At 34.7% G+C, this 11884-nt stretch carries 13 protein-coding genes; 10 read left to right on the top strand and 3 right to left on the bottom strand.

Going from position 1 to position 11884, the window contains the following annotated elements:
* Positions 1 to 71 precede the first annotated feature (71 nt).
* From VUJ46_RS16550 to VUJ46_RS16515, 8 genes are all read left to right on the top strand, one after another.
* Positions 72 to 938 carry a helix-turn-helix domain-containing protein gene (locus VUJ46_RS16550; protein WP_326981827.1) on the top strand — a complete coding sequence of 289 codons (867 nt, stop codon included), beginning with the start codon at positions 72 to 74 and terminating at the stop codon, positions 936 to 938.
* 91 nt (positions 939 to 1029) lie between these two features.
* The gene (locus VUJ46_RS16545; protein WP_326981826.1) at positions 1030 to 1446 is read left to right on the top strand and encodes an OsmC family protein; all 417 of its coding nucleotides are present in this window, start codon (positions 1030 to 1032) and stop codon (positions 1444 to 1446) included.
* A 297-nt stretch (positions 1447 to 1743) separates the two neighbouring features.
* Entirely contained in the window at positions 1744 to 2349 is a 606-nt protein-coding gene (locus tag VUJ46_RS16540; RefSeq protein ID WP_326981825.1) for a TetR/AcrR family transcriptional regulator, read from the top strand.
* Position 2350: 1 nt separating this feature from the next.
* A complete protein-coding gene (locus VUJ46_RS16535; RefSeq protein ID WP_326981824.1) occupies positions 2351 to 2782 on the top strand; it encodes a PaaI family thioesterase in 432 nt (143 codons plus the stop codon).
* Between the two features lie 56 nt (positions 2783 to 2838).
* Complete coding sequence (gene fabF, locus VUJ46_RS16530; protein ID WP_326981823.1) at positions 2839 to 4080, top strand: beta-ketoacyl-ACP synthase II; 1242 nt, start codon at positions 2839 to 2841, stop codon at positions 4078 to 4080.
* Positions 4081 to 4105: 25 nt separating this feature from the next.
* Positions 4106 to 4684 (top strand): helix-turn-helix domain-containing protein, encoded by a 579-nt coding sequence (locus VUJ46_RS16525; RefSeq protein ID WP_326981822.1) that lies wholly within the window; start codon positions 4106 to 4108, stop codon positions 4682 to 4684.
* Between the two features lie 86 nt (positions 4685 to 4770).
* A complete protein-coding gene (locus tag VUJ46_RS16520; RefSeq protein ID WP_326981821.1) occupies positions 4771 to 5814 on the top strand; it encodes a serine hydrolase domain-containing protein in 1044 nt (347 codons plus the stop codon).
* A 283-nt stretch (positions 5815 to 6097) separates the two neighbouring features.
* The gene (locus VUJ46_RS16515; protein ID WP_326981820.1) at positions 6098 to 7210 is read left to right on the top strand and encodes a TlpA family protein disulfide reductase; all 1113 of its coding nucleotides are present in this window, start codon (positions 6098 to 6100) and stop codon (positions 7208 to 7210) included.
* 98 nt (positions 7211 to 7308) lie between these two features.
* Here VUJ46_RS16515 and VUJ46_RS16510 read toward each other — a convergent pair whose 3' ends face one another.
* From VUJ46_RS16510 to VUJ46_RS16500, 3 genes are read right to left on the bottom strand one after another with little or no spacing between them, the layout of a single operon-like run.
* Positions 7309 to 7782: a hypothetical protein gene (locus VUJ46_RS16510; protein ID WP_326981819.1), complete on the bottom strand. Its 474-nt coding sequence runs from the start codon at positions 7780 to 7782 to the stop codon at positions 7309 to 7311.
* Between the two features lie 21 nt (positions 7783 to 7803).
* Positions 7804 to 8223, bottom strand: a complete 420-nt coding sequence (locus tag VUJ46_RS16505) for a Dabb family protein (protein WP_267406718.1) — start codon at positions 8221 to 8223, stop codon at positions 7804 to 7806.
* Between the two features lie 12 nt (positions 8224 to 8235).
* The gene (locus VUJ46_RS16500; protein ID WP_326981818.1) at positions 8236 to 9564 is read right to left on the bottom strand and encodes a hypothetical protein; all 1329 of its coding nucleotides are present in this window, start codon (positions 9562 to 9564) and stop codon (positions 8236 to 8238) included.
* 247 nt (positions 9565 to 9811) lie between these two features.
* Between VUJ46_RS16500 and VUJ46_RS16495 the strand changes: the two genes are divergently transcribed.
* Positions 9812 to 10501, top strand: coding sequence for a response regulator transcription factor (locus VUJ46_RS16495; RefSeq protein ID WP_326981817.1), 690 nt, complete (start codon positions 9812 to 9814; stop codon positions 10499 to 10501).
* The gene (locus tag VUJ46_RS16490) at positions 10498 to 11883 is read left to right on the top strand and encodes a sensor histidine kinase (protein WP_326981816.1); all 1386 of its coding nucleotides are present in this window, start codon (positions 10498 to 10500) and stop codon (positions 11881 to 11883) included. Before VUJ46_RS16495 ends, VUJ46_RS16490 begins: the two co-directional genes overlap by 4 nt.
* Position 11884: the final 1 nt, after the last annotated feature.

Raw genomic sequence — 11884 nt, 5'->3', positions numbered from 1 at the left:
AAAAGCATGGTTTCAATAATTTAATAATGAAGAAGCCATGCTTTTTTGTATCTTTAAACTAAAGTAAATGCATGTCACAAACTCTTATTTTCGAAGACAATTACAAAAAACTGGGTTTAGAAAATTTTTCAGCAGAAAACTCTGAAATAGTTAACGGAAATAAGTTTAGATATGATATTAAAGTATTTTATATTGCGGCAGGTTATGAACTTTCGGTAGATTTTAATCACTTTACGACCACCAAACCCACTCTATTTTTCCTGACCAATCAGCATTTAAAAATTGAAAAAGGAAATGAAGAAGCGGTTCTTCTATATTATAACCGAGATTTTTACTGTATTCAAATTCATGATAAAGAAGTTGCGTGTGACGGGCTGCTTTTCCATAATGTATTTGAAATTCCTTTTGTAGAGCTTGATGAAAATGAAAATTTTATCATTAAAAATTTATATCAAAGTATCAAAGACGAACTGGAATGGAAAGATTCTTCCGCCGAAGAAATGATTCGAACTTACGTTAAGCAAATCATCATCCGCGCCACCAGAAAATGGAAAAAACAAAATTTGGATAATGCCAAAATAAAAATTCCAAGCAACGAATTAGATATTTTCCGTGATTTCAGTCGACATCTTGAAATTCATTTTAGAGAAAAACATAATGTTGCAGATTATGCAGATCTACTTCATATCGCGCCGAAAACTTTAACGCATAAATTCAAAAGTTTAGATCTTGAATCTCCGAATCAGTTTATCATTAACAGAATTCTACTGGAAGCCAAAAGGCTTTTATTTTATACAGATAAGCCCGTAAAAGAAATTGCTTACGATTTAGGCTACGAAGATCCGGCTTATTTCAATCGGCTTTTCACCAATAAAATTGGAAGTACACCTATAAATTTCAAGAAAAATTACACTTCGGGAAAAAAGTACAATATTTAAGTCGATTTGTGTATTTATCTGGAATAATATCTGCTATACCTTTGTATCATCAAAAAATAACAATATTAACAACAAAAAAAATCAAAACATTATGAAACGTAACGCAACAGCCGTTTGGAACGGTACTATTAAAGAAGGAAACGGACATATTACTACTCAAAGCACTACTTTAAACGAAACGCAATATTCTTTCAACAGCCGTTTTGCGGATGGCGTTGGAACAAACCCTGAAGAATTATTGGCAGCAGCCCACGCAGGATGCTTCACGATGAAATTAAGCGCAGAGCTTTCTCAGGCTGGCTTCACACCGGAAGAGTTGACTACCAAATCGGTGATTACATTAGATCCAACCATCGGAAAAATCACAAAATCTGAATTGACTTTAACAGCAAAAGTTCCTGGAATTTCAGAAGAAGAGTTTCAAAAATATGCTAAAATCGCGGAAGAAGGTTGTCCTGTAAGCGCCGCCTTCAACTTTGAGATTACTTTGAATGCTACTTTGGCTTAATTAATAATTTGAACCATTAAGATTTTATTTAAGAAGTTAAGAATATTAAGTTTTTTCACTTGGAATTAAAATTTTTTAATCAAATCATTATCATCAATAGGAACGGGCTTTAGCCCGTTTTCTCATTTAAACCTCAAATTGGCTTTAGCCAAAACTTAAAAAATAAAAGATTAAACTTAATTTCTTAAACAAAATCTTAATAGTTTAATTTGATAGACCAAACAGATAATCTATAATTGTAAAATAAAATATACCAATCGGTATATTTTTGTATATTTGCATCATAATCAATTGAAAATGTCAAAGGCAGAAAAGACAAAACAATTCATTATCGAGAAAACGGCTGCTTTGTTTAATACCAAGGGTTATATTTCTACGACCTTATCAGATATTACCGAGATAACAGGCCTAACGAAAGGAAGCATCTACGGAAATTTTTCCAGTAAAGATGAAGTTGCACTAGAAGTTTACAAATATAATTCGGGTGTACTGGGCAAAAATATGGCTCGCTCTTTAAGCAAAGAATTCCCGACAACGATCGATAAATTATATGCTTTTACAGACTTTTACCGTAAAAACTGGAAAATAGTTTTTGAAGTTGGAGGCTGCCCTTTGATGAACGCTGCTACAGAAGCAGACGACACTTTTCCGGATCTCAGAAAGCAAGTTGCCGAATCGTTTAAAGTCTGGATAAAAAATATTTCCGATGTTATACAACAAGGTCAGGAAAACGGTGAGATTCATAAGGAAATCAATGCTGAAGAATTCGGTTCACTTTTTATCATGACGGTGGAAGGAGGAATTTTACTTTCCAAAACAACGGGTGATGAGAAATATCTTAATCTTGCTTTAGACCGTATTTTACTCATTATTGATAAAGAATTAAAACAAAATCAATTATAATATGGATAAATTGCAAGTACTTCAATCATTTGTCGGAAAAGAATTTACAGCTTCCCCATCTCCGTTCATGAGATGGCTCAACCCAATTGTGATTTCAGCGGAAGAAGGGCATATCGAATTTCAATATACCGTAAGAGAAGAATGGCTGAACCCGATGGGAAATCTTCACGGAGGCGTAACAGCCGCTATTATTGATGATGTAATTGGTGCCACCATGTTTTCTTTAAATGAAAAAACCTTTATCGTTACCGTAAATAACAGCATCGATTATTTTTCCGCTGCAAAAGAAAATGATAATATTGTAGCCGAAACAAAAATTATTAAAAGAGGAAAGCAATTTGTGAACGCTCAATGCGAAATATGGAATGCCGATAAATCAAGACTCATAGCAAGAGGAACCTCTAATTTATTCAAAATTAACAATGAAGCATAAAATCACATTTTAAAATGGTGATTATTTATGATCTTTAAAAAGATAAACATCTATATATGAAAAGAGTTGTCATTACAGGATTAGGCGCAGTGACGCCTTTGGGAAATAATGTCGAAGAATTCTGGCAAAACAGTATCAACGGAGTAAGTGGAGCGAATAAAATCACCCATTTTGATACAGAAAAATTTAAAGTACATTTTGCTTGTGAGGTTAAAAATTTTGATCCAAAAGTTTATTTAACACACAACGAAATCAAAAGAAGTGATCTTTTTTCACAATATGCAATGTATTCTGCGACAGAAGCATTGAAAGATTCCGGGCTTGAACTGGAAAGTATGGATCCTTTCGACACCGGCGTTATCTGGGGAACCGGACAGGGCGGAATGATTACTTTCGAAAATGAAGTGAATGACTTTGCAAAAGGAGACGGAACTCCACGTTTCAATCCGTTTTTCGTTCCTAAATTTATTGCGAACATGGCTTCAGGAATGATCTCTATGAAATTCGGTCTTCGAGGAATTAATTATACTACGATTTCTGCTTGTGCTACAGGAAACACGGCTTTGATGGATGCTTTCAATTATATCCGTTTAGGAAAAGCAAAAGTGATTATCAGCGGGGGTTCGGAAGCGGCAATTACAGAAGCTTCCATTGGTGGTTTCTCGAGTATGAAAGCGATGTCAACAAGAAATGATGATTTTGCCACTGCCAGCCGCCCTTACGATGCCGAAAGAGACGGTTTTGTAATGGGAGAAGGTGCCGGAGCTTTGATTTTGGAAGAATATGAGCACGCTAAAGCAAGAGGCGCAAAAATCTACGCTGAACTTGGCGGAGCAGCAATGACTGCCGATGCTCATCACATGACAGCACCTCATCCTGACGGTGTGGGCGCAATAAAAGCAATGCAGCTTGCCATGCAAGAAGCGGGTGCTAATATTGAAGATATCGATTATCTGAATCCTCATGCAACCTCTACTCCATTGGGAGATTTGATTGAATTAAAAGGAATCAGTAAATTATTCAACGGAAGTAAAAACCTTGATCTAAGTGCAACCAAATCCATGACGGGCCACTTATTGGGTGCAGCAGGTGCAGCAGAAGCTATTCTTTCGATCAAGGCGATTGAAAAGGGAATTATTCCGCCAACGATCAATCTCCATTCTATTGATGAAAATATTCCGAAAGATGTAAACATCGTTTTTGGAGAAGCTAAAGAAAAAAACATCAATTTTGCATTAAGCAACGCTTTCGGTTTCGGAGGTCACAATGCAACTTTGGTTTTCAAGAAGTTTTCTTAATTTTATCTTTTTAGCAAAATCAGACATGTCCAAACTAAAAGAAATACGAGAGCTTAAAAACCTGACTCAGGAAGAGTTGGCGGAGAGCTCTGGTATTTCTGTGAGGACAATTCAGCGGATAGAAGCCGGAACCATTCCGAAAGGATATACACTCCGTACCTTATCCCAGACATTAGGAATTGAAGAAAGTATACTTCAGAATATTCCTAAGGAAGTGATTCAAGAACAACCGACAGAAAAACAGCTCACCGAAGAAAAGGCAGAGGAAGTGATCATCAATTATTCTTTTATTAAGATCATCAATCTTTCCTCTATTCCCTGCATTTTATTTCCACCTTTAAATATTCTCGTTCCGATTATTTTAATGTTTAAGCTAAAACAGAAAAATAATTTATCCAAACAAATCATTACACTTCAAATCATCTGGACGATTTTTGCACCGGTTATTTTCATGCTCTGGATCTTTTTAAAGCTCAGAGGCAACTATACTTTGGGCATCTTGATCCTTATTTTTATGTCTAATCTGTTCATCATCATCAGAAATACTGTTGAAATCGACAGAAAACAAAATCTTTATTACAAACTGAATTTCAACATGATATAATTACAATTTGTGATTGTCGGGTTTTTGTCGGGTTCATTTTTTTGAATTAAAAACAAGAAATTCAACCTTTGTCGAAAATTAAAACAATGACAAAAACATTTTATTTCTTCCTTCCATTCTTCTTCCTTTTCACTTTTAAAATTAAAGCTCAAACAGAAATTTTTGATAATGATCCTGCTATCGAAAATTGGTTAAAGGAAAATCATATCCGCACGCTTGGACTCGGAATTATTGACGACGGACAACTGAAACAGGTAAAAGTCTTTGGTGAAATTAAAGAGAGAATTTCAGCGCCTTACAATACGATTTTTAATGTAGCTTCACTTACTAAACCCATCACAGCAATGGTTGCTTTACAGCTGGTAAATGCCGGAAAATGGAATTTGGATGAACCCATTTCCAACTATTGGATTGATCCCGATATTGCCAATGACCCAAGAGCAAAAAAACTGACCACAAGAATTATTTTAAGCCATCAAACAGGGTTTCCCAACTGGCGATGGATGAAAGAGAATAAAAAGCTGACTTTCGATTTTGAACCGGGAACAAAATATCAATATTCCGGTGAAGGAATGGAATATTTAAGAAAAGCTCTTGAAATAAAATTCAAAAAAAGTTTGGATCAATTAGCTAAAGAATTGATTTTTCAACCTCTACAAATGAATGATACGAATTATATTTGGGAGCAAAATACCGATGAAAAGAGATTTGCCATTGGCTATGACAAAAACGGAAAATCTTACGAAATCATTAAAAATACAACTGCCAATGCTGCAGATGACCTTCACACGACGATAGAAGATTACGGAAAATTTCTGGTCAATATTTTGGAAGGCGGAAATCTAAGTCCAAAGATTTATTCAGAAATGATCAAAAAACAGGTGAAAACAAAGGAAAACAAATATTTCGGATTGGGTTTTGAAATCTATGATTTGGGAAATGGAGAATTTGCGCTATCTCATGGTGGTTCCGATTTGGGAAGTCAGTGTATTACTTTCATTTTACCGAAGACCAAACAGGGAATTCTAATTTTCACCAATGCGGATGAAGGGTACAAAGTTTACGAAAAATTGCTTGTTCATTATTTGGGTGAAAACGGGAGGAAAATTGTGGATATTGAAACAACGTAATTATCGGATTTTTATTCGTTTTTTTAAACGCAAAGATTAACTTATCGCATTGTATATTTTTAGAGGGCAAAGGCAAATGAAATTTGCTTCGCGAAGCGTGAAAATATCGCTTCGTCAAATCAACTTGTTGATTACTCTTTGCTTACTTGCATAATATCAATGTTAATTAAATCTTTGCGTCTAAAAAGATTATACTCATTTTCAAGATGCAGTAAAGCCAATAATCACCTCATCATAAATAAAGAAAATTTTGTAAGTTAGCATAAACCCTGAAAACAGATCGATGAGAAAATTTTTTTACATTTTACTAATTCTTATTTCAAATTGCATATTCTCACAAAATAACTTTGAGATTAATCTTAATGCAGATTCTTATGAAAATGACAGCCTGATTTTAGGAGCAGCATCCACGAGAAGAGGTTGGGGCGATCTCTATACTTTTACCGTACAATCTGATAAAAATATTACTGTTTTCCCGACAGATCATTCTTTATACACTATAAGAATCAAGAAAGAAAACCTCATCAAAGGCTTTACTGAATATCCTCAGCCAGTAGCATTTACTTATCTTGACAAGAAGAATAAATCTTTTTCTGTTTCTAAAACTTTCTTTATTGAAAAAGGAAAACACAGGATTGAATTACCTACTTTCAACAATCAAACAGAAATCAATATCGATTCACCCACCAACCGTGATTTTAAAAATTTACAGAAAGCTTTAAGCACGGTTTACATCAAATCTACAGATCCTCAAAAAATAGATAGTTTGACCAATTTTGATGAAAAGCAGAAACTTTTAGTTCAATACATCAAAAAAAATCCGGATTCTTATGCTGCCTTGTGGGAAATTGTAAATGATTATAGATTGTACAATTTTCATTCAATTTATTTAGAGAATATGAAATTCTTTTCACCTTCTATCAAAAAAAACACTTTATACAAAAAACTGGTAAACAAACTTTTAACCGAACAAAAAACATTAACGGGAAATAATATCCCAGACATTTATTTTGATAAGAGTAATAAATTAACGGCTGAAGATTTTAAAAATCATAAGCTCACTTTTATTGATTATTGGGCAACTTCCTGCGCGCCTTGCGTAAAAGGAATGCCTGAAATAGTGAATCTTTATCATGAATTTAAAGATAAAGGAGTGCAATTCATCACGGTTACGGATGAACAAAAGCCTGAAAGAATAAAATTAGCCCAAACAATTCTTCAGAAAAATAATGCTACATGGCTCAATTTTTTTGATACAAATAAAGATTTTCAGAAAAAGCTAAATGTCTCAGGATATCCTATGCATCTTTTAATTGACGAAAACGGAAAAATTCTAGCAAGAATCATGGGAGATCTTTCGGAAGTCAGAAATAAAATAACCGAATATGTAAAATAAACTTGTCCAAACATAAAAAAAGCAGTCAAAATCGACTGCTTTTCCCTTGTACGAAATTTATATAAAACACTTAAAATGATTGTGCTCAAAAATGAATTTTAATCAGCGATAAAGAAATCATCGGCATCATCAGCAATCGGAATATATAATCTTTCCCATTCTTTGCTTTTCACCATATCCCAGCTGTGTCCCTTTCCTTTAAGATCTTCAGCCAAAAGAACAGTTCCTGGTTTAATCATAAACGTAGAACCATCGGTTACTTTAAATTTAATATTTCCTTTAATCGTAATCACATACTGCCTTCTCGGCGCCGGGTGAGCATTCTTTTCCCATTCTTCAGTTTTATTGCTCATCCAGAATGTCGTGGTATTCATATGCTTTAAAGTCGGGATCTTCCCTTTTTCGAAAGCACATGACCCATCGGGATTATTGATTAATCGTACCGCCGGAATAAATTCGGTAGATTCTTCCGCTTTTACGCTTATCTTCTTATGATCTTTATGTTGTCCGTTCATAAATCCTACAGTGCTTAATGCTAATACAAGGCTGAAGCCTTTAATGAAATTTTTCATTATAAATTTAAATTTTTTATTTTAATTGTAAACAGTATCGTGAACCATCATTTTTTCGAAAAATGGTTTATATTTTTGAACTAAAGCTAAATGCTCCGGAAGCTGACCATAGGCTTCCAGTTCTTCCAAAGTATCGAATTCCATAGAAGCATTGTACGTGAACGTATTGTCCAGAACTGCTCTCGGTGATGAATTCGCAGGTTTTCCGTAGCGAAGATTTTTTTGATAAGGCAATTTTTTCAAACCTTCGAAAAAGTTTTCAAACTCTTTTACTTCGGCTTCAGAAAGATCTTTTCGAAGCCAGAACAACAAATAATGAAAGTACACTTTTTTCTTTTTTATAGGGTTAAACATCGGTAAAGCAGATCCAAATACGCTTCCTGAGATCAGCAGCAATGCCGAAGCCTGCACTGATCGGAATAAAAATTTTCTTCTTTCCATTGTAAATTATTTTTAGTTAAAATCTATTCTGTATTTTAAAACAAACTGCCATTTTCTGTCTGAAACCATGGCATTATTAGAGGCATCGGCCGTATAAACAGGTCTGTTTTGGGCATCGAAAGATAATCTTGAAGACATCCCGTTCATCAGCAATGATATTCCGGCATCGTAAATAATCGCATTATCATGAAGACCCTTCAAATCAGATAGCTGCATACTTACTGCAGGCTGAAGCTGAAGGTTCTTTTTCTCTTTATTAAGATAAGGTAAGGTACCTCCCAACTGAACATAATAGGTATTTCCCGTTCCAATCACCGGCATAGCATTTCCGGCACCATTCAGACTTGCCTGAGTAACATCCACTGAAGTTGCAGGATTGTTGGTTCCCACATATCGAACATAATTCGGACCGTAATCGTTGTGCATTGCCATTCCGTAAGCACTTATTGAAGTTCCTTTTTCTTTGTTTAATGGAGCATCATAAAATAAATCCACCGCGAAGTTTTTCATATCATCATTCACAGTATTTTTATCTGCATCCAGGTGCCACATCGCATCATGAATATAATCAAAACCAGCTCCCAAACTCAATACATTCTTTTTCCCGACATATGTTCCGGAGTTAAAAGGGCTTGAAATATTTTCTTTATCTAAAAACGCATATCTGAAATATCCTGAGAAGTCTTTATGAGGTGCATTTTTACTGAAAGTAGCCACATTTAATTTAGGATCGGCGGTCGCCATTGTGTAAGGATCTGCCACCACCAAACGATAATCGAATCTTCCTAACTGACCTTTTACATAAGCTCCCAATTCTCTCACCGTATAATCTGTCGCTCCTGCGTTGGACGTAGCATACGCAGGTAGATCATATAACAACGTATTCAAAGGTCCTGTGGTAAATCTTGATAATCCTCTCCAGGTAGAACGCCCCGCCCCGAAAGCAATTTTATCACTGAATGAATATTCTGCGTAAGCATCCAGCAAATCAAAATAATTGCTACCTTTTGCGTTTACGTTCACATTCGTTGTTCCTCCCTGCAATACAAACATTAACTTTTCTGTTGGTTTGTAGGTCATTTTTACTCTTACTCTTCTCAATGAAAGGTCTGAAGCACTAGATTCCGCCTGATTATTAATCATACTTCCCGGATTCAGCTGCGTGTATCTCGCCCAAAGTTCCGCATATCCACTTAAAGAAATATAACGAGAATGTTCATCATTAAAATAATGCGTAAGCCCCGGATTGTTAAAATCGTTCTTTTTTTGCGCTTCTACTTTTGTGTAAACACTCATCAATGAAACTAAAATGATCCCGATTTTAAAAGATTTTTTATTCATACTATTTTCTTTATTCTTACTCCTTATTGTTGATTTCAACGGTACAAAATTAGGCTCCAAAAAGGGGGAAGGTCGTTAGAAAACTATTAGAAAATCTTTAGAAATTTATTATAAACCACCACAGCACTATCTATAAAAGGAAAATATGAGATACCTTTGTATAGAATTTAAAGAGCAGCTGAAAATCAAACCTTTGGCTATTTAATTTTTAATCATCAACTTACCATTTGTTCTAAACTATTTCTGCATGAAAGTTTTAATCATTGAAGATAATATCCGCGTTTCAAGTCTTTTAAAAAGAGGATTGGAAAGTCAGGGTTATCAAATTTACATTTCTGAAGATGCTGAAGATGCATTGGTGATGGTAGACAAAATCGTTTTCGATCTTGTGATCACCGATATTATGCTCCCGAATATGAATGGTATTGAGCTCAGCAGACTCATCAAGCAAAAAAATCCCGAACTGCCGATCATTATGCTGACCGCTTTGGGAACGATTGATGAAAAAATTGAGGGTTTTGATGCGGGAGCTGATGATTATATGGTAAAACCTTTTGAAATCAGAGAATTATATGCCAGAATAAAAGCTGTTTTATTAAGAAAATCATCTTCGCCAAAGAAAAATGAGCATTCAAACATCATTGAATATCAAAACCTTACCGTAAATAAAAACACCAATCGTGTTTTCAGAGAGGGAATAGAGATTAATCTTACGCCAAAGGAATTTAAGCTCCTGGTTTTTCTGATGAATAACGCCGAGCGGGTATTGAGCCGTGAGGAAATTGCTGAAAATGTCTGGGGAAACCATTTTGATACGGGAACAAATTATATTGATGTTTACATCGCTTATCTGCGTAAAAAAATCGATAAAGATTTTGAAGAAAAGCTGATTCACACCAAACCCGGAATGGGATTCATTTTTAAACACAAACAATGAAAATAGCCACCAGAACCGCCCTCAATTACGCCATTCTTACCGCAGGAATTCTGTTTGTGTTTGCGTATGTGCTGTATTTTGTATCAGAAAAAAATCGGGAAGATGAATTCAATGATCGTCTGGGTTATAAAATCACATGGCGATCGGAATTTATATTTGATGCGAATATCAGTGATTCTAAAATCCGTGAACTTCATGAGCGTAATAAAAAGCTACTGAATGAAGCAGACATCAGCGTTTACGACAGCAAAAAAGAATTGATATTTACCGATATTGAGCCCTCTTCAAAAAATCAGGATTATTTAAATCAACTAATAAAAACCAAAAAAAACAGAATCACATGGCAACGTCATGACCGCCAGTATATGGCCTTTAAATATGAATTCAACAACGAAAATTTTTACATTATCGGAAGTGCCATTGATGTAACAGGGAAAGCCCATATCGAAGAATTTAAGAAAGACATTATCATTGTTTACACTGTTTCCATCATCATTATCTTTATTATTGGTTTTCTTTTTTCATATTATACTTTGAAGCCATTAAAGGATATTATTCTGCAGATTCGGGATATTTCGGAACACAACCTCAACAAAAGATTAGTAGTTCCAAAAGCTAAAGATGAAATTTATGAGCTCACCGAAACTTTTAATTCAACCTTCAATCGTTTAGAAAAATCATTTAATAATCATAAACAATTTGTGACGACGATTTCGCATGAATTTCGAACACCACTTTCAACCTTAATCGCTGAGCTTGAGTTGGCTAAAGAACTGAATGTAACCTTAGACGATTATAAAATCTCAATTGATAATGCTTTACAGGATGCGACTCATGCGTCACAACTTTCCTCGGCTTTGCTAGATTTTGCGAGGGCGAGCTATGATGTTTCGCAGATCAGTTTTGTAGATCTTCGTTTGGATGAAATTCTGGCAGATGCAAAAGTGGCTTTATTGCAGAAAAATTCGAATTATAGAATCGGAATCAATTATATGGACAGCTGGGCAGATGAAGATGAGAGCAATTATGATTTTCACGGAAACCCTTATTTATTGCAGATTGCATTTTTAAATTTAATGGAAAATGCCTGCAAATATTCTTCAGATAAATATTGTTCGGTAGAAATTGAAGTTCAGAATAAAAATCTGGAAATCCGCTTTATCGACCACGGAATTGGGATTTCGGAAGAAGATCAAGCAAAAATATTTGATCTTTTCTATCGCGGAAGTAATAAAAACTACGAAAAAGGAAACGGCATCGGTTTATCAATTGTCAAGAGAATTATCGAGATGCATCAAGGCAAACTTTCGTTGCAATCTGAACCGGAAAAAGGAAGTATTCTCAGAATAAAATTTAGTTCACAAAATAAAAAAGCAGTCTAAA

Source organism: Chryseobacterium sp. MYb264, from assembly GCF_035974275.1.
GTDB lineage: Bacteria > Bacteroidota > Bacteroidia > Flavobacteriales > Weeksellaceae > Chryseobacterium.
Note: the sequence above shows the minus strand (reverse complement) of the source record. Positions and strands in the feature narration are given on the sequence as shown.